Consider the following 17269-nt stretch of genomic DNA (forward strand, 5'->3'; position numbering starts at 1 on the left):
GTTGCTTCAGAAGAAGCCCAGCGCGTTGGGGCTGTAGCTGACCAGCAGGTTCTTGGTCTGCTGGTAGTGGTCGAGCATGGCCTTGTGGGTTTCGCGACCGATGCCGGACTCCTTGTAGCCGCCGAAGGCGGCGTGCGCCGGGTAGGCGTGATAGCAGTTGGTCCAGACGCGACCGGCCTGGATGGCGCGGCCCATGCGGTAGGCGCGGCTGCCGTCGCGGCTCCACACGCCGGCGCCCAGGCCGTAGACGGTGTCGTTGGCGATGGCCAGGGCCTCGGCTTCCGTCTTGAAGGTCGTCACGGCCAGCACGGGGCCGAAGATCTCCTCACGGAAGATGCGCATGTTGTTGTTGCCCTGGAACAGCGTCGGCTGGATGTAGTAGCCGCCGGCCAGGTCGCCGCCGAGTTGCGCGCGGTCGCCGCCGATCAGCACCTTGGCGCCTTCTTCCTTGCCCAGCGCCAGGTAGGTCTGGATCTTGTCCATCTGGATGGCCGAGGCCTGGGCGCCCATCATGGTGTCGGTGTCCAGCGGGTTGCCCTGCTTGATGGCGGCCACGCGCTTCAGGGCGCGCTCGATGAACTTGTCGTAGATGGATTCCTGGATCAGCGCGCGGCTGGGGCAGGTGCAGACCTCGCCCTGGTTGAAGGCGAACAGCACCAGGCCTTCGATGGCCTTGTCCAGGAAGGCGTCGTCCTCGGCCATCACGTCTTCAAAGAAGATGTTGGGGCTCTTGCCGCCCAGCTCCAGCGTGGCGGGGATGAGGTTGGTGGCCGCGGCCTGGGCGATGACCTTGCCGGTGGCTGTGGAGCCGGTGAAGGCGATCTTGTTGATGCGCTTGCTGTTGGCCAGCGGCATGCCGGCTTCGCGGCCGAAGCCGTTGACGACGTTGAGCACGCCGGCGGGCAGCAGGTCGGCGATCAGGTCCACCAGGATGAGCAGGCTGATGGGCGTGCTCTCGGCGGGCTTGAGCACCACGCAGTTGCCGGCACCCAGCGCGGGGGCCAGCTTCCAGGCCGCCATCAGGATGGGGAAGTTCCACGGGATGATCTGGCCGACGACGCCCAGCGGCTCGTGGAAGTGGTAGGCGATGGTGTTGTGGTCGATCTCGCTGAGCGCGCCTTCCTGCGCACGCACGCAGCCGGCGAAGTAACGGAAGTGGTCCACCGCCAGCGGGATGTCGGCGTTCAGCGTCTCGCGGATGGGCTTGCCGTTGTCCACGGTCTCGGCGTAGGCCAGCAGCTCCAGGTTGGCTTCCAGGCGGTCGGCGATCTTCAGCAGGATGTTGGCGCGCTCGGCCGGCGGCACGGCGGCCCACTTGGCGGCGGCGGCGTGGGCGGCGTCCAGCGCCAGCTCGATGTCCTTGTCGCTGGAGCGGGCGGCCTGGGTGTAGACCTTGCCGCTGATGGGCGTGACGACGTCGAAGTACTGGCCCTCGACGGGCGGCACGAACTTGCCGCCGATGAAGTTGTCGTAGCGGGGCTTGTAGGCGATCTTGGCGCCGGCTTGGCCGGGGGCGGCGTAAACGGTCATGGCTTGTCTCCTGCGGTATGCGGTGTGGGGTTGGGACAGGCCTTCATCGCAGAACCCGTGCCAGGCCGCTGCGGGGGCTCGCAGGCCCGCCGCAGCAGCCCTGTGCTGAGGGAAATCACCGGCCGGTTGTTGCAGGCTGGAGCAGCGAGGCACAGGACGGGACAGCGCGGCACAGCCATTGCCGGCCACTGCTCCAGACACCGGCTGTCCCAGAGCGGCGCAGCAGGCGCACGCCGCTGACACAGCCGTCCGTAGAACCCTGCATCCAGCGCAGGCCGACGCGGCCGCGACTGCTCCATCTCGCCGCGAATTTCGTTGGCATGGAGCTTGCGCTTTGGCTGCCCATCCGCTCGCCGCATCGGCATGGCGGTGCATATCCATCCACAAAGGAGACAACACCATGCAACTCAAACCCCTTGCCGCCCTGCTGTCCGTGAGCCTGGGCCTCGTGGCCGCCGGCGGCGCCACCGCTGCCGTCACCGATCAGATGATCGAAGCCTCGTCCAAGTCGGGCAGGGAAGTGCTGTCGTGGGGCCTGGGCACCGAGGGCCAGCGCCACTCGCCGCTCAAGCAGATCAACAGCGGCAACGCCGCCAAGCTGGTGCCGGCCTGGGCCTTCTCCTTCGGCGGCGAGAAGCAGCGCGGCCAGGAGTCGCAGCCGCTGATCCACAACGGCAAGATGTTCGTGACGGCCTCCTACTCGCGCATCTTTGCGCTGGACGCCGCCACCGGCGCCAAGCTGTGGAAGTACGAGCACCGCCTGCCCGACGGCATCATGCCCTGCTGCGACGTCGTGAACCGCGGCGCGGCGCTGTACGACAACCTCGTCATCTTCGCCACGCTGGACGCCCAGCTCGTGGCCCTCGACCAGGCCACCGGCGACGTGGTCTGGAAGGAAAAGATCGACGACTACGCCGCCGGCTACTCGGCCACGGCTGCGCCCATCATTGCCCAGGGCCTGCTGCTGACCGGCGTGTCGGGCGGCGAGTTCGGCGTGGTGGGCCGCGTGGAGGCGCGCGACCCCAGGACCGGCAAGATGGTCTGGGTGCGCCCCACGGTGGAAGGCCACATGGGCTACACCTGGGACAAGGCCGGCAACAAGCGCGAGAACGGCATCTCTGGCACCCAGGGCAAGAGCTGGCCCGGTGACCTGTGGAAGACCGGCGGCGCCGCCACCTGGCTGGGCGGCACCTACGACGCCAAGACGGGCCTGGCCTACTTCGGCACCGGCAACCCCGCGCCGTGGAACAGCCACCTGCGCCAGGGCGACAACCTGTTCAGCTGCTCCACCGTCGCCATCGACGTGAAGACCGGCCAGATCAAGTGGCACTACCAGGGCACGCCCAACGACGGCTGGGACTTCGACGGCGTCAACGAGTTCATCACCTTCGACATGGACGGCAAGCGCATGGGCGCCAAGGCCGACCGCAACGGCTACTTCTACGTGCTGGACGCCAACAATGGCCAGCTGGCCAACGCCTTCCCCTTCGTCAAGAAGATCACCTGGGCCTCGGGCATCGACCTGAAGACCGGCCGCCCCAACTTCATCCCCGAGAACCGCCCCGGCGACCCGACCTCCGCGGCCGACGGCAAGAAGGGCAACTCGGTGTTCTCGGCGCCCTCCTTCCTGGGCGGCAAGAACCAGATGCCCATGGCCTATAGCCCCGACACCAAGCTGTTCTACGTGCCCGCCAACGAATGGGGCATGGAGATCTGGAACGAACCCATCGCCTACAAGAAGGGCGCGGCGTATCTCGGTGCCGGCTTCACGATCAAGACCATCAACGACGACTACATCGGCGCGATGCGCGCGGTGGACCCCAAGACCGGCAAGATCGTCTGGGAAGTGAAGAACGGCGCGCCGCTGTGGGGTGGTGTGCTGACCACCGCCGGCAACCTGGTGTTCTGGGGCACGCCGGAAGGCTGGCTCAAGGCCGCGGACGCCAAGACCGGCAAGATCGTCTGGCAGTTCCAGACCGGCTCGGGCGTCGTCGCGCCGCCGGTGTCCTGGCAGCAGGACGGCGAGCAGTACATCAGCGTGGTGTCCGGCTGGGGTGGCGCCGTGCCGCTGTGGGGGGGTGACGTGGCCAAGAAGGTCAATTACCTGGAACAGGGCGGCATGGTCTGGGTGTTCAAGCTCCCCAAGTAAGCCGCTCGTCTTTCTCTCCGAAGGAGCCGGCCCGCACGGGCGGGCCGGCTCCGCTCATGTCCCGAGGTTCCCATGCATCCCACCCGCCGCATCTTCATGCTCCAGGCCACGATGGCCACCCTGGCCGTCCCGGCCATCGCGCAGACGTCGCCCGTCGACGAAGCCAGCGAAACCGCCGTGGCCCTGGGCTACAAGCACGACACGACCAAGGTCGACACCGCCAAATTCCCCAAGCACCAGGCCAGCCAGCACTGCGCCAACTGCCAGTTCTGGCAGGCCAAGCCCACCGATGCGTGGAGCGGCTGCGCGATGTTCGGCCGCAAGGCCCAGGTCGCCAAGAACGGCTGGTGCAACGCCTGGGTGAAGATGCCTGGCTGAAACGCCTGCGTCGGCGCAATTGCGACCTGCAGCGACGCTCGTGAAGGCCCGCGGGTAGGGAGAGAATCGCCGGCTGGACGGCCCCTGGTCAGCTGGACAGCCTGTCCCGATCTGCAGCTGGTGCCGTCAGACCGCCCATGCCCGACGCTCAATACACGACCTTGCCGCAGTGGCCCCACGCTTATCCGGCCAGCGGCGCCAGCGCCACCCTGAAAAGCCTCAACGAGGATTTCATCGTGACCGAACTGCCGCTGCAGCTGCCCGGCGGTGCGGGCGAACACCTCTGGCTGGACATCGAGAAGAACGGTGCCAACACCGCCTTCGTCGCCCAGCAGCTGGCCGAGGCCGCCGGCGTGCAGGAATGGGACGTGGGCTACGCCGGCCTCAAGGACCGCTACGCGATCACCCGCCAGTGGTTCAGCATCTATCTGCCGAATGGGAAGGGAAAAGGCGAGACGCCCGACCTGACCCAGCTCCAGCACCCGGAATTCAAGGTGCTGAGCCAGAGCCGCCATCTGAAGAAGCTGCGCCCCGGTGATCTGCAGGGCAACCGGTTCCGAATCGTGCTGCGTGACGTGACCGGCGACCGCGACGCCATCGAGGCCAATCTGCAGGCGGTGGCCTCACAAGGCGTGCCCAACTACTTCGGCGCCCAGCGTTTCGGCTTCGAGGGTGGCAACGTCGAGCAGGGCCGGGCCATGCTGGCGCGCGAGATCCGCGTGCGCAATCCGAAGAAGAAGGGCATCTACCTGTCGGCGGTGCGCTCCTTCGTCTTCAATGAGGTGCTGGGGCTGCGAATCCAGCAGGGACTCTGGGGCAAGACGCTGCCCGGCGACGTGATGGACGAGGCCGGCCGGCCCACCGGACCGCTCTGGGGGCGAGGCCGCGTGACCACCACCGATGAAGCGCAGGCCCTGGAAATGGGCGTGGCTGAACGCCACGCCACCTTGTGCGACGGCATGGAACACGCCGGTCTGGATCAGGAGCGCCGCGCCCTGGTGGCCAGGCCGGGGGACATGTCATGGGAATGGCCGCAGGCCCATCAACTGGTGCTCACGTTCTCCCTGCCCGCCGGGAATTACGCCACTGCCGTTCTGAACGAGATCCTCCGCACCACGGAGCCTGACCGGCACACGGAGAACGAGTCTGCGGCTGTCGAATGACGGTGGCCTCACCTCGCCCTGTTCCTCGCACACCACCTCCCGTCCGGCCGCTTTCCCATCGGGGCGTGTTCACACCTGATGCGGCAGTTGGCCGCCGCTGATCCCGCCTTCGATCAGCCCCCGTCTCAGGGCCAGGTGCGCCATCGCCGCCGCCGACGCCAACCCCAGCTTGTCGCGGATCTGCGTCTGCAGGTTGGACACGGTCTTGGGGCTCAGGTGCAGCGTGCCGGCGCAGTCTGCCGGCGTCAGGCCGCGCGCCAGCAGGCGGAAGACCTCGAACTCGCGGTCGCTCAAGGCCTCCAGACCGTCGGGGTCGCCCGGCGGCGGCAGCGGCTGCAGCCAGTGCGCCGGCAGCGAGCCGCAGAGATAGCGCCGGCCCGCCATCACGCACGCAGCCGCATCCAGCAGCGCCTCGGGTGCGCTGCTCTTGGTGACATAGCCGCGCGCGCCCATGGCCAGCGCCCGCCTCACCATGGCCTCGCCCTCGTGCATGCTGAAGACGAGCACGCGCACGCCGGCGTCGCGCTCCACCAGCTGGCGCAGCAGCTCCAGCCCGCCGCGGCCGGGCAGGCCGAGGTCGGTGATGGTCAGCTCGGGCTGGTGCTGGCGGTGCAGGTCCAGCGCCTCGTCCACGCAGGCCGCCTGCGCGACGACGCGCCAGCCGCCGGCCATCTCCAGCAGGCGCTGGTAACCGGCGCGCACGACGGGGTGGTCGTCCACCAGCAGCAGCCGCGTCATGGCCGGCCTCCCAGGGGCAGCCACAGGTCCACCCGAGCCCCCCTGCCCGGCGCGCTGCGCACGCCCAGGTGCCCGCCCAGGGCTGCCGCCCGCTCGCGAGCGCCGAGCAGGCCCAGCCCCGCGGTTTCGGCCGCGGCGTCGAAGCCCAGGCCGTCGTCCTGCACGATCAACTGCACGGCATCCGGCGTCGACCTCAGCTGCACGTCCACCGCCGTCGCATGCGCGTGGCGCAGCGCGTTGGACAGCGCTTCCTGCGCGACGCGGTAGACGGCCATGTCCACTTCCTCGCCGAAGCTGGCGGTCTCGTCGCCCGTGAAGCGGCAGACCGGCCAGGCCCGCTGCGCGCACAGCACGCGCAGCGCAGCGCTCAGGCCCAGCGCGTCCAGGTCGGCCGGGCGCAGCTGGCGCAGCAGGCGGCGCACGCCGTGCTGCAGGCTCTCGGCGCTGGCGGCGGCGCGCTGTGCGGCGGCCACGGCCTGGGGCAGTTCGGTGCAGCGCTCGGCCACGGCGGCCTCGATGCGGATGGCGGTGCAGTGCTGGGCCAGCTCGTCGTGCAGCTCGCGTGCGAGCGCCTGGCGCTCGCGCTCCTGCACGGCGATGAGCTGGCGGGCCAGCTCGCGGTTGCGCCGCAGCAGTCGCGCGGCCTCGCGGTGGCGGCGCCACAGCAGCCCCACCAGGCCCACGGTCATCACGGTCAGCGCCAGCGGCAGCTCGTCCGCCTGCCAGGCTTCGTAGCGGTCCAGGGCCGTGCTCAGCTTCTCCTGCCACTGGCCGAGGCTGCCCAGCACGAAGACGGCCAGCGTCGCGCCGCCCACCCAGAGCAGGTCGCGGCGTAGGCGCGTGGGCGGCAGCCAACCTGCCGCGCGTTGGTTGGCTGCCGCCCACGCGCCTCGCTTCACTCCCAGCTCTCCAGCTCCAGCGTGCGCGAGCCGCCCACCAGCATGGGCGACGTGGATGGCTCGCTGCGCTCCATCTTCACCAGGCCCACGCCGCGGCAGTACCACTCCACGCTGGCGAGCGGCTGGTCCTTGAAGCCGCTGATGGGGTCGACGAAGACCCGCACCGTCGCAATGCCGCGCACGCGCAGGCAGGGCGAGAAGCTGCCCGCCGCCACCTTCACCTCGTCGGCCACGGCCTCGATGGTGTAGGTCATGGGGATGTTGGGGTGGCTGTGCTTGAGCTCGCGCGGGTACTCGTGGGTGCGCATCAGCAGGTAGGTGGTGGTGCCGGCCTGCCACTGCGTGCCCACGGCGAAGGGCGCCTTCAGCACGAAACGGCCGGCCGGGTCGGCCACCGGGTCCACCTGCATGTCGCTCTTGCTGGCCACACGCCGGATGCCGGTGTCGTCGGCGCGCAGCCAGTAGTTGATGCCGCTGTCGCTGCGGCGCACCCAGGCGGGCTGGTCGTCCAGCACCAGCGTCTCGCGGCCCTGGGTGCGCAGCGTGAGGCTCTCGCGCTCAGAGGTGTCGGCGCCGCTTTGCGTGGTGACGCGGTAGGTCCAGCGGTGGCCGGCCGCGAGCGGGAACCAGGCTTCGTTGCCGGCCTCGGGCGAGCGGCCGCAACCCACGAGGGCCAGGACGAGGAAAGGAAGGCAGCGGCGCATGGTCACTTCTCAGGAAGCTGGGGCAGCGGCATGTCGCGCAGCTTCACTTGCTGCTCGTCGCTGCCCGGCCGCAGCCACGACAGGCCCTTGCGCGGCTTGGCCTCGGCCGTGCCGAGCTGGCTGATGCCGTTGCGCACCTTTTTCAGCCCTTCGTTCAGCAGGCCGTGCAGGTCCTTGCTGTAGGGCAGCGCGTAGGCGCGCGGCTGGGCGGCGGGCTTGCCGTCTTCCACGGCGTTCACCCACACATAGAGCGCGCCGTCGCGCTTGGGGCCCGGCTCCTCGATGACCGCCGCCAGCAGCACGAAGCGCTCGGGCAGCGGGTCGCCGCTGGGCCAGCCCCAGAGGGTGTGGATGGCGCCCTCGGCGTAGAAGTAGAAGGCGCTCACGCCCACCACCAGCAGGCCGCGCAGCCAGGCCGGCCAGCGGGACTGCAGCAGGGCGAGAAGGCACAGCAGCAGCAGTGCGGCGAAGCTCAGGATGATGGGCAGAGTCATGGGCGTTGCATCAGGCTTTTCGGGAGCGTGTTCACGTTGACCACGCTGCCGTCCGGCTGCAGCGTGAAGCGCACGGCGGTGGCCTCGTCGCCCTGGCGGGCGAGGGTGACGGTGCCGTAGAAGACGACGTCGGCGCGCGGGTTGACCTTGATGACCGTCACGGTCACCGGCACCGGCTGGCCGTCGTGCGACTGGTAGTACTGGGCGTTGACGACGAACTCGCCCGGCACCAGGCCACGGATGGTCACCACCTCCTGCCGGAACGGGCTCTGGATCTTCTGGCCGTTGATGATGGTGGAGGCGTTGCCCTCGCCGCGGTCGTCGCGGTCCAGGTACATCAGCCCGGCCTCGCGCTGGCGGAACCACACCAGGTTGCCGCCGGGGTCCTGCACCCAGGTGTCGATGTCGTTGGGACTGTTGTCGGGCCAGGCCACGTTGATCATGTACTCGGCCTTGGAGGGCACGTCGCCGGCCTTGGTCGCGCGCGGGTTCATGGCCAGCAGCGCCACGATGAAGCAGAAGACGAAGCCGATCAGCAGGTTGAACAGCATGTCGTAGAAGGGGTCGACCTCCGCTTCCCGCGAGCCCCGGCGGCGTGCGCGGGCCATCAGTCGGCGTCCTTCGCAAGCGCGGCGCGCTGGATGTCAGCCACCAGCGCATCGGCGAAGCGATCGAGGCGGGTCAGCTGCAGGCCCAGCAGGATGTTGCCCACCAGCCCGACCATCGTCGTCAGCAGCGCCACGCCCAGGCCGGCGGTGAGGTTGCGCAGCAGGTCCTGCGACTGGGCCGGGTCGAAGCTCTGCATCTTGCCGATGGCGAGCGCCAGCATGGAAAAGCCGATCACCTTGCCCAGCAGCCCCAGCTTCAACTGGATGCCGTTGACCCACCAGGCCGTGCCGTGCGGGCCGTGGCTGTGCTCCAGCAGCAGGTCGGCCGCGGTGCCGGGCTCAAGCTGCAGCGCGGCGGCGTAGTCGGCCGCCCAGCTGCGCTCATCGATGCGCGCCTGCAGTGGCTGGGTGAGCAGCAGGCGCTGGCGCTGCAGCTCGCGCGAGCGCTGGCCGCACCAGATCGTGGAGCAGCCGAAGACCGCGATGATGACCAGCGTGAGCCCCGTCGGGTCGGCGCCCAGCAGCAGCGCCCACACGCCCTTGATGCCCAGCAGCCAGGTGCAGAAGGCCAGTCCGCCGACGAGCGTGAGCCACTCCAGCCACAGCGGCTCGGGCGGGCGCGAGGAGCGGGTGAGGGGCAATGCATTCATAGCTCGATCACCATGCCGTCATGCGCCAGCTCGATGCCCTGCTCGGCCAGCTCGCGGTGCTGGGCGCCGCTGCGGTCGAGGATGGGGTTGCTGTGGTGGATGTGAGTCAGCACCTTGCGCGGCGCGCCGCTGGCGCGCAGCACGTCGATCATGCCGGGCCGCTCGCCGTGGCGGCGCTGCGGCAGGTGGCCCTTGTCGCTGGCGCTCAAGGCTCCGACGCCGGCCTCCTGCATGCCGTGCTCGGTCCAGAAGCTGCCGTCCACGACGACGCAGTCCGACTCGCGCATGCAGGCCAGCTCGGCCTCGCCCACGTCCGCCAGCGCCGGCGACAGGAACAGGCGCCGGCCGCTGCGCCGGTCCTGCACCTGCAGCGCGATGCCTTCACCCGTCGCCTCGCCGCGCAGCCGCGCATGCCGCGGCGTGCGCGCCGGCACGGCCACGGCGGCGAAGCTCAGCGCCGGGAAGCCGGGGATCTCGAAGCTCGCGCTGCGCCGCTCGCCGGCGATGGGCAGCATGCGCCAGCGCACGCGGCAGTAGCTTTCCAGCACGTGCAGCAGCGGCAGGTCGGCCGTCAGGTCCTCGAAGACCAGCGGCGTCGCGTAGATCTCCAGCTCGCGGCTCTCGCGCAGGCTCAGCAGCCCGGCGACGTGATGCAGCCGCGAGTCCAGCAGCACGACGGCACGGATGGGCTGGTCCCCGGGATGGCCGGCATGGCCGGGCTGCAGCGCGGGCGTGGCGCGGATCTGCTGCGGCAGGTCGGGGCTGGCGTTGATGAGCAGCCAGCCCTCGCCGGGCCGGCCGTCCTGGGAGATGGCGATGGAGGATTGCGTGCGCGCGTCGGCGTCGAGTTCACCGCGCCGCCAGGCGCTGCACAGCCGGCAGTGGCAGTTCCACAGCGGGAAGCCGCCGCCGGCGCCGGAGCCGAGCACGAGGAGCTTCATGCGAAGCCCCACTGAAGGAGACGGGACATGGGTGCAAGGTGTCAGCAAGTCGATGCACCCGGGGGTGCAAGACCCGTGCCTTGCCAAAAACGGCATCCATCAGGGTTTTTGCTCCAGTTCGGCACAGCGCGGCGGCGCACCTCCCCGGGAAAGTCCCGGGCCTGCTTTGAGGCCCGGGAACAACGCTCAGGCGCTCATTCCGGGCGTTCGCCCGTGTTCCAGCGCAGCCGGCGGTAGATGGTGTTGCGGCTGATGCCCAGCTGCTTGGAGGCCAGCGAGATGTTGCCGCCCACGGCGTCCAGCGTGGCGCGGATCATGTCGATCTCGGCCTGCTCCAGCGTGCGCGCGGCGGCGGGTTCGGCGGCTGCGGCTGCGGCCGCAGCGGGCGCAGGCATGGGCGTGGCCAGCGTGGCCTGGGGCTCGAAGGCCGGCCAGGCCGGCGCGGGCGCCGGGGCCGTCGGCAGGCTGCCACCGACGGCGCGCTGCATGTCTTCGAGGAAGTCGTCGGAGAGGTGCGCCGTCGTCACCAGCCGCTCGCCGGCCGACATCACCGCCGCCGTGCGCAGCACGTTGGCGAGCTGGCGGATATTGCCGGGCCATTGGTAGCGGCGGAACATGCCCAGCACCTGGGGGCTGAGCTCGGGCGTGTCCTGCGGGCGCTCGGCCTGCAGGATGCGCCGCACGATGGCCTCGATGTCAGCCCGCTCGCGCAGCGCCGGCAGGCGCAGGGCCAGGCCGTTCAAGCGGTAGTACAGGTCTTCGCGGAAGGTCTGCTGCTCGATCATCTCGCGCAGGTTGCGGTGGGTGGCGCCGATGACGGCGATGTCCACCGCGATGGACTTGGTGCTGCCCAGCGGCGTCACGCTGCGCTCCTGCAGCGCGCGCAGCAGGCGGGCCTGCAGCGGCAGCGGCATGTCGCCGATCTCGTCCAGGAACAGCGTGCCGCCGTTGGCCTGCACCAGCCGCCCGGGCGCGCCCTTGCGCCGCGCGCCGGTGAAGGCACCTTCCTCGTAGCCGAACAGCTCGGCCTCGATCAGCGATTCCGGGATGGAGGCGCAGTTCACGGCCACGAAGGCCTGGCGCGCACGGTTGGAATCGTGGTGCACGGCGCGCGCCAGCAGCTCCTTGCCGGTGCCGGTCTCACCGAGGATGAGCAGCGGGATGCCGCGGTCCAGCACGCGCTTGACCTTCTGGATGACGGTCTCCAGCTGCGGGTCGCCGGTGCGCAGGTATTGCAGGCCGGAGAAGCGCTGGGCGCCGTTGGCCGTGGCCGCCATGTCTGCCGGCGCGGCCGAGGCCGCTGTGCCGGCGCTGCCGGCCCATTCGCCCTCGCGCAGCGTGCTGGTCCCGGGCGAAGGCTCGCGGGCGTCGACGACGTCGGCCATCTCGGCGGGGCGCAGGCCGGCAACAACCGGGCGCGAAGGCCAGTCGAAGCGGGCGCTGACGAACAGGGTCTGGCCGGTCGGCAGGCTGAGCTGCATCGGCGGCGACAGCGGCATGCGGAAGTGGTCGTAGATGGCCGCCGGCGTGGTGCCCAGCAGGCTGCTCAGGCTGCGCATGCGCAGCTCGGCGCCGCCCATGCCGAGCTGGTCCAGCGCGGCGCGGTTGGCGCCCAGCACGCGGCCCTCGGGCGACACGACGAGGATGCCTTCCAGCAAGGTACCGATGAACTCGGGCCGGCTGTGGAAGTGCAGGCGCAGGCGGTTGTTGTAGTCGTCCGAGAGCCAGTGGTTCTCGATCATGCGGGCCGACATGCGCACCAGGCCCATTGTGTGCTGGTGGTAGCCGCGGTGGTCGCCGGTCACGTCCAGCACGCCCAGCATGTTGCCGCGCGGGTCGAAGATGGGCGAGGCGGAGCAGGTCAGGAAGCTGTTGGCGTGCATGAAGTGCTCGCCGCCGTGCACCAGCGTCGGCGCCTCCTCGAACAACGCCGTGCCGATGGCGTTGGTGCCCTTGGCATGCTCGGCCCAGTTCTCGCCCGGCGCCAGCGCCACGCGGTGGGCGCGGGCCAGGAAGCTGTCGTCGCCCACGGCGTGCAGGATGGTGCCCTGCGCGTCGGTCAGCACGATCATGCTTTCGGTGTTGACGATCTGCTCGTAGAGCAGCTGCATCACCGGCGCGGCGTGGGTGTATAGCCGCTGGTTGCGCTCGCGGGCCAGGTTCAGGTCGCTGCGGATCATCGGATCCAGCCCGGTCTTCTCGTGGCGCTTCAGGCCCAGGGCTTCGCTGCGCAGATGGCTGCGCTCGATGAAGGCCTGTCGCGGCGGTGCCGGTGGCGCCGGGCTGCCCGGCACTTCGGTCTCGATGGTTTGCATAGAGGCTTTCATGGGCCTGCCTCCACAGGCTTGTCTCCGGAGGGCCGGCGGTCCCGGCTCAGGGCCGCGCCGCTCGTCTTGGTGTCTGGCCATCGTGTCCCAAACCGCACCGACTGTCCATCGGCGCCGGTCTGGCCGCGCAGGAACAAGTGTGTCAGCTTGGAACACTCCCGTCCTGGCATGTGGCTTGCAGCACAGCAGGCGAGCCCTCCCGGGCCCCGCAGACCTCGACAAAGACGGAGACAGCCTCATGAAACTCAACCAACCCCTCGTCATCGCCGGCAGCCTATGCATCGCTGCCGTCATGGTCACCGTGCAGGCTTGGGCCCACGGCGACGTCACGCCGCAGGCCGTGGACACTTCCAGCCTGCCGCAGCTGGGCGACGGCTGGCGCCCCGAGAACCCCTACCGTAGCAACGAGCCCGCCATCAAGATCGGCACCTCGGCCTACAACCAGAACTGCGCCCGCTGCCACGGCCTGGAGGCCATCTCCGGCGGCATCGCCCCCGACCTGCGACGCCTGGACAACGACTGCTCCACGCTGAAGGACGCCGCCAGGAAGGCCGCCTGCGTGAAGGAGAACGACGACTACTTCCTGAACACCGTACGCCACGGCCGCAGCCGCAACGGCGCCGTCTACATGCCGCCCTTCGAAGGCGTGTTCACGCAGGAAGCCATGTGGGCCATCAAGTCCTACCTGGAAACCCGCCGGGAGAAGCCGCTGTGAACGGCGCGCCACGCCGTTCGCTGAACCGCCGCCAGCTGCTGGCCTGGGCCGCCGCCGGCGCCCTCGCGGGCCAGGCCGGCGCCGCCACGCTGGCCCAGGTGCGCGAACGCGGCCGCCTCGTCGTCGGGCTGTACGAGGACATGCCGCCCTTCCACGTCAAGGGCCGCGGCATCGACATGGAGCTGGGCCAGGCGCTGGCCGAGGCGCTGGGCGTGAAGTTCTCGCCCCTGCCCTTCAATGCCGACGAGAACATGGCCGACGACCTGCGCAACATGGTCTGGAAGGGCCACTACCTGGGCTACGGCCCGGCCGACGTGCTGCTGCACGTGCCGGTGGACCGCCCGCTGATCGAGGCCACGCCGCAGGCGCGCATCTTCGGCCCCTACTACCGCGAGCGCGTGATGCTGGCGCGCCGCGTGGCCGACCTGCCGGTGCTGGACAGCCTGTCCCAGCTCGGCACCGCCAAGGTGGCCGTGCCCGGGCAGACGCTGGCCGGCTGGCTGATGATCGGCGCCGACGGCGGCGCCTACCGCGAGCAGCTGCTCACGCAGTGGAAGGACGGCTGCGAGGCCGCCCGCGCGCTGCAGCGCGGCGAAGTGGCCGCCGCGGCCGGCCTGGCGTCGGAGCTGGAAGCCGTGCTGGCGGGTGACGCGGCCTACCGCATCGAGCCCCTGCCCTCGCCGCGCGCGCCACGCGAAGGCTGGGCGGCCGGCATGGCCGTGAAGAAGGATGCCGGCGACCTGGCCGAAGCGCTGCAGGCCGCACTCAACCAGCTGACCCAGCAGGGTCGCGTGGCCGAGATCTTTGCCAAGTACAAAGTGGCCTGGCGCCCGGCCTGAGCCGACCCGACCCCATCTGGAGACAACCATGACCACAAGATTCGCGCACCGGGCGCGAAGGACCGCGCTTGCCCTGGCCGCGAGCGCCACGGCGGCGCACGGCGCGCCCACCGTCCTCGATCCCGTCGTCGTCACCGCCACGCGCACCGAGGCCGCGCCGTTCGACGTGCCCGCCTCCATCGACCGCATCTCCGGCGACGCGCTGCGCGCCGGCCGGGCCCAGGTCAACATCTCCGAGGGCTTGGGCGCCGTGCCCGGGCTGCTGGCGCGCGACCGCCAGAACTACGCCCAGGACGTGCAGATCTCCGTGCGCGGCTTCGGCGCGCGGGCCAGCTTCGGCATCCGTGGCGTGCGCGTCTACGTGGACGACATCCCCGCCACGCTGCCCGACGGCCAGGGCCAGATCACCAACGTCGAGCTCGGCACCGTGGGCCGCGTGGAGGTGCTGCGCGGGCCGTTCTCGGCGCTGTACGGCAACTCCTCGGGCGGGGTCATCAGCATCTACTCCGAAGCGCCCAGCGGCCCGCCGCGCGTGGACGCGAGCGTCGGCTTCGGCAGCGACGGTCTGCGCCGCGTGGCGGCCTCGGCCAGCGGCCAGGCCGGCGCCATCGGCTACACGCTGGGCGCCAGCCGCTTCACGACCGACGGCTACCGCCAGCACAGCGAGACGGAGCGCCGCCTGGGCAACGCGCGGTTGAACTTCAAGCTGGGCAGCGCCACCCAGCTCACGCTCATCGCCAACAGTGTGGAGCTGCCCGAAGCGCAAGACCCGCTGGGCCTCACGCGGACCCAATGGCAGGCTGACCCGCGAGGCGTGGACCCGTCCGCACTGAGCTTCAACACCCGCAAGACCATGAAGCAGCAGCAGGGCGGCCTGGTGCTGGAGCACGGCATCGACGCGGCCAACACGCTGCGCGTGATGGTCTACCAGGGCCACCGCACGACGATGCAGTTCCAGTCCATCCCGGTGGCCACGCAGGCCAACGCGCTGCATCCGGGCGGCGTCATCGACCTGAGCCGCGACTACGAAGGCGCCGATATCCGCTGGCGCTGGAAAAGCGAGACCGCCAGCCTCGTCGCCGGCGTGGCCGCCGACACGCTGCGCGAGCACCGCGTGGGCACGCAGAACTTCATCGGCACGACGCTGGGCGTCCAAGGTGCGCTGCGCCGCGACGAAACCAACCGCGTCTCCAGCGCCGACCCCTACCTGCAGGCCGAATGGCACCCCACGCCCGCCTGGCTGCTGAGCGCCGGCGTGCGCCGCAGCAAGGTCGATTTCAAGTCCACAGACGCCTACATCACCAAGACCAACCCCGACGACAGCGGCGCCGCCAGCTACGCGGCCAACCTGCCGGTGCTGGGCGTGAGCTTTGCCGCCAGCGACAGCCTGCGCGTCTACGCCACCGCCGGCCGCGGCTTCGAGACGCCCACGCTCAACGAGCTGGCCTACCGCGCCAGCGGCGCCACGGGCCTGAACTTCGCGCTGCAGGCCGCCACCAGCCGCAGCCTGGAGGCCGGCGTGAAGGCCAGGCCCTGGGCCGGCAGCGAGCTGACGCTGGCGCTGTTCGAGACCGGCACCGAGCACGAGATCGTCACGCAGACCAACGTGGGCGGCCGCGCCACCTTCCAGAACGCCGGCGCCACCCGCCGCCGCGGGCTGGAGGCGGCGGGCGCCTTCCAGCTCGGCGCCACGCTGCAGGCGCAGGTGGCCGCCACCTGGCTGGACGCGCGCTACCGCGACGGCTTCCTGACGTGCACGGCCACGCCCTGCGCCGCGGCCAACCAACAGGTCAACGCCGACAACCGCATCCCCGGCATCGCCCGCACCTCGCTGTACGGCGCCCTCACCTGGCAGCCGGCCGGCGGCTGGCGCCTCGGCGTGGAGGGCCGGGCGCTCTCCAAGGTCTACGTCAACGACCTGAACAACGACGCCGCGCCCGGCTACGCCACGCTGGCTGCGCACGCCGGCTACCAGCTCAGCCTCGGCCCCTGGGACCTGGGCGCGCTGCTGCGCGTGGACAACCTGGCCGGCCGCCGCTACGCCGGCTCCGTCATCGTCAACGACGGCAACGGCCGCTTCTTCGAGCCCGCGCCGGGCCGCACCTGGCTGGCCTCTGCCTCAGCCAGCTATCGATTCTGATCCGGAGACCGCCATGCACCGCCTGCTGCCCACGCTCACACTGCTCGCCACGGCACTAGCCTCGGCACATGCCGGCCCGCTGGCCTATGTCTCCAACGAGGGCTCCGGCACGCTCAGCGTCATCGACACCGCGACCGACGCCGTGCTCTACGAGCTGCCCGCCGGCAGCAAGCCGCGCGGCGCCGTCATCAGCCCCGATGGCCGGCGCGCCTACGTGAGCGACCAGCCCGGCAACCGCCTCGTCGTGCTGGACCTGGCCGCGCGCCGCCAGGCCGGGGAGATCCCGCTGGGCGAGTCGCCCGAGGGCCTGGGCCAGTCACCCGACGGCCGCTGGGTGACGGCCGCCGTGGAGGAGGCCAACGAGGTCGTCTTCGTCGACACGCGCACCATGGCGCGCAGCTTCGCCGTGAAGGTGAAGGGCAAGAACCCCGAGCACGCCGTGTTCAGCCCCGACGGGCGCTGGGTGCTGGTGAGCGCCGAGGAAGGCAGCGCGGTGGACGTCATCGACGTGGACAAGCGCGCCCAGGTGGCGCAAATCCCGGTGGGCACGCGGCCGCGCGGCATCGGCTTCTCGCCGGACGGCCGGCAGGCCTTCGTCGCGGCCGAGATGTCCAGCGAGATCTACGTCATCAACACGCAGACATTCACGGTGCAGGGCAAGCTCAAGGCCGGGTCCAAGAGCAACGGCATCAGCGTGCACCCCGACGGCCGGCGCGTCTTCATCTCCAACGGCGGCGACGCCAGCGTGTCGGTGCTGGACGTGGCCAGCATGGCCTTCGTCGCCACCATCCCGGTCGGCCAGCGCCCCTGGAACATGGCGCTCACGCCCGACGGCCGCAAGCTCTACGTGGCCTGCGGGCGCTCGGGCGCGGTGTCGGTCATCGACACCGAGACGCAGCAGAAGGTGGCCGACGTGACGGTAGGCAAGCTGCCCTGGGGCGTGGTGATCCGCTGACTGTTCCGGCCTGGCACAAGGACAGGGCGAACGCGGTAG

General features: G+C 70.4%; 16 protein-coding genes. 7 read left to right on the forward strand and 9 right to left on the reverse strand.

Going from position 1 to position 17269, the window contains the following annotated elements; all coding sequences use genetic code 11:
• Window positions 1-6: 6 nt before the first annotated feature.
• Window positions 7-1530: an acetaldehyde dehydrogenase ExaC gene (gene exaC / locus AC07VX_RS04265; protein WP_493162942.1), complete on the reverse strand. Its 1524-nt coding sequence runs from the start codon at window positions 1528-1530 to the stop codon at window positions 7-9.
• A 400-nt stretch (window positions 1531-1930) separates the two neighbouring features.
• Between exaC and AC07VX_RS04270 the strand changes: the two genes are divergently transcribed.
• From AC07VX_RS04270 to truD, 3 genes are all read left to right on the forward strand, one after another.
• Entirely contained in the window at window positions 1931-3679 is a 1749-nt protein-coding gene (locus tag AC07VX_RS04270) for a PQQ-dependent methanol/ethanol family dehydrogenase (RefSeq protein WP_493162941.1), read from the forward strand.
• 72 nt (window positions 3680-3751) lie between these two features.
• The gene (locus tag AC07VX_RS04275; protein ID WP_493162940.1) at window positions 3752-4057 is read left to right on the forward strand and encodes a high-potential iron-sulfur protein; all 306 of its coding nucleotides are present in this window, start codon (window positions 3752-3754) and stop codon (window positions 4055-4057) included.
• 137 nt (window positions 4058-4194) lie between these two features.
• Entirely contained in the window at window positions 4195-5220 is a 1026-nt protein-coding gene (truD, locus tag AC07VX_RS04280) for a tRNA pseudouridine(13) synthase TruD (protein ID WP_493162939.1), read from the forward strand.
• A gap of 69 nt (window positions 5221-5289) precedes the next feature.
• Here the strand turns inward: truD and AC07VX_RS04285 are convergent, their stop codons facing one another.
• The 8 genes from AC07VX_RS04285 to AC07VX_RS04320 all read right to left on the reverse strand — a co-directional run bounded on the left by AC07VX_RS04285 (window position 5290) and on the right by AC07VX_RS04320 (window position 12581).
• Complete coding sequence (locus AC07VX_RS04285; RefSeq protein ID WP_493162938.1) at window positions 5290-5958, reverse strand: response regulator transcription factor; 669 nt, start codon at window positions 5956-5958, stop codon at window positions 5290-5292.
• A complete protein-coding gene (locus tag AC07VX_RS04290) occupies window positions 5955-6857 on the reverse strand; it encodes a sensor histidine kinase (protein WP_493162937.1) in 903 nt (300 codons plus the stop codon). The genes AC07VX_RS04285 and AC07VX_RS04290 overlap by 4 nt, the downstream gene beginning before the upstream one ends.
• Window positions 6854-7561 (reverse strand): hypothetical protein, encoded by a 708-nt coding sequence (locus tag AC07VX_RS04295; protein ID WP_493162936.1) that lies wholly within the window; start codon window positions 7559-7561, stop codon window positions 6854-6856. Before AC07VX_RS04295 ends, AC07VX_RS04290 begins: the two co-directional genes overlap by 4 nt.
• A gap of 2 nt (window positions 7562-7563) precedes the next feature.
• A complete protein-coding gene (locus AC07VX_RS04300) occupies window positions 7564-8055 on the reverse strand; it encodes a hypothetical protein (RefSeq protein ID WP_493162935.1) in 492 nt (163 codons plus the stop codon).
• The gene (locus AC07VX_RS04305) at window positions 8052-8663 is read right to left on the reverse strand and encodes a hypothetical protein (protein ID WP_493162934.1); all 612 of its coding nucleotides are present in this window, start codon (window positions 8661-8663) and stop codon (window positions 8052-8054) included. Before AC07VX_RS04305 ends, AC07VX_RS04300 begins: the two co-directional genes overlap by 4 nt.
• A complete protein-coding gene (locus tag AC07VX_RS04310; RefSeq protein ID WP_493162932.1) occupies window positions 8663-9313 on the reverse strand; it encodes a hypothetical protein in 651 nt (216 codons plus the stop codon). The genes AC07VX_RS04305 and AC07VX_RS04310 overlap by 1 nt, the downstream gene beginning before the upstream one ends.
• Window positions 9310-10254: a pyrroloquinoline quinone biosynthesis protein PqqB gene (pqqB, locus tag AC07VX_RS04315; RefSeq protein WP_493162930.1), complete on the reverse strand. Its 945-nt coding sequence runs from the start codon at window positions 10252-10254 to the stop codon at window positions 9310-9312. The genes AC07VX_RS04310 and pqqB overlap by 4 nt, the downstream gene beginning before the upstream one ends.
• Before the next feature lie 194 nt (window positions 10255-10448).
• On the reverse strand, window positions 10449-12581 hold the full coding sequence (locus AC07VX_RS04320; RefSeq protein WP_493162928.1) for a sigma-54-dependent Fis family transcriptional regulator: 2133 nt from the start codon (window positions 12579-12581) through the stop codon (window positions 10449-10451).
• Between the two features lie 292 nt (window positions 12582-12873).
• Here AC07VX_RS04320 and pedF point away from each other — a divergent pair, with 292 nt between their 5' ends.
• From pedF to AC07VX_RS04340, 4 genes are read left to right on the forward strand one after another with little or no spacing between them, the layout of a single operon-like run.
• Window positions 12874-13296: a cytochrome c-550 PedF gene (gene pedF / locus AC07VX_RS04325; RefSeq protein WP_493163828.1), complete on the forward strand. Its 423-nt coding sequence runs from the start codon at window positions 12874-12876 to the stop codon at window positions 13294-13296.
• Window positions 13293-14135 (forward strand): substrate-binding periplasmic protein, encoded by an 843-nt coding sequence (locus AC07VX_RS04330; protein ID WP_493162927.1) that lies wholly within the window; start codon window positions 13293-13295, stop codon window positions 14133-14135. Before pedF ends, AC07VX_RS04330 begins: the two co-directional genes overlap by 4 nt.
• A gap of 28 nt (window positions 14136-14163) precedes the next feature.
• Complete coding sequence (locus tag AC07VX_RS04335; RefSeq protein WP_493162926.1) at window positions 14164-16275, forward strand: TonB-dependent receptor family protein; 2112 nt, start codon at window positions 14164-14166, stop codon at window positions 16273-16275.
• Window positions 16276-16288: 13 nt separating this feature from the next.
• The gene (locus tag AC07VX_RS04340) at window positions 16289-17230 is read left to right on the forward strand and encodes a beta-propeller fold lactonase family protein (protein WP_493162925.1); all 942 of its coding nucleotides are present in this window, start codon (window positions 16289-16291) and stop codon (window positions 17228-17230) included.
• Window positions 17231-17269 lie beyond the last annotated feature (39 nt).

The sequence above is a fragment of the Roseateles sp. GW821-FHT03B02 genome (genome assembly GCF_059421025.1).

What these genes read in the sequence shown, in the direction of transcription:
- AC07VX_RS04295 (WP_493162936.1), bottom strand. Translation starts at nt 7,561, where the DNA reads ATGCGCCGCTGCCTTCCTTTCCTCGTCCTGGCCCTCGTGGGTTGCGGC.
- exaC (WP_493162942.1), bottom strand. Translation starts at nt 1,530, where the DNA reads ATGACCGTTTACGCCGCCCCCGGCCAAGCCGGCGCCAAGATCGCCTAC.
- AC07VX_RS04285 (WP_493162938.1), bottom strand. Translation starts at nt 5,958, where the DNA reads ATGACGCGGCTGCTGCTGGTGGACGACCACCCCGTCGTGCGCGCCGGT.
- AC07VX_RS04320 (WP_493162928.1), bottom strand. Translation starts at nt 12,581, where the DNA reads ATGAAAGCCTCTATGCAAACCATCGAGACCGAAGTGCCGGGCAGCCCG.
- AC07VX_RS04340 (WP_493162925.1), top strand. Translation starts at nt 16,289, where the DNA reads ATGCACCGCCTGCTGCCCACGCTCACACTGCTCGCCACGGCACTAGCC.
- AC07VX_RS04275 (WP_493162940.1), top strand. Translation starts at nt 3,752, where the DNA reads ATGCATCCCACCCGCCGCATCTTCATGCTCCAGGCCACGATGGCCACC.
- AC07VX_RS04270 (WP_493162941.1), top strand. Translation starts at nt 1,931, where the DNA reads ATGCAACTCAAACCCCTTGCCGCCCTGCTGTCCGTGAGCCTGGGCCTC.
- AC07VX_RS04305 (WP_493162934.1), bottom strand. Translation starts at nt 8,663, where the DNA reads ATGGCCCGCGCACGCCGCCGGGGCTCGCGGGAAGCGGAGGTCGACCCC.
- AC07VX_RS04335 (WP_493162926.1), top strand. Translation starts at nt 14,164, where the DNA reads ATGACCACAAGATTCGCGCACCGGGCGCGAAGGACCGCGCTTGCCCTG.
- truD (WP_493162939.1), top strand. Translation starts at nt 4,195, where the DNA reads ATGCCCGACGCTCAATACACGACCTTGCCGCAGTGGCCCCACGCTTAT.
- AC07VX_RS04310 (WP_493162932.1), bottom strand. Translation starts at nt 9,313, where the DNA reads ATGAATGCATTGCCCCTCACCCGCTCCTCGCGCCCGCCCGAGCCGCTG.
- AC07VX_RS04300 (WP_493162935.1), bottom strand. Translation starts at nt 8,055, where the DNA reads ATGACTCTGCCCATCATCCTGAGCTTCGCCGCACTGCTGCTGCTGTGC.
- pedF (WP_493163828.1), top strand. Translation starts at nt 12,874, where the DNA reads ATGGTCACCGTGCAGGCTTGGGCCCACGGCGACGTCACGCCGCAGGCC.
- pqqB (WP_493162930.1), bottom strand. Translation starts at nt 10,254, where the DNA reads ATGAAGCTCCTCGTGCTCGGCTCCGGCGCCGGCGGCGGCTTCCCGCTG.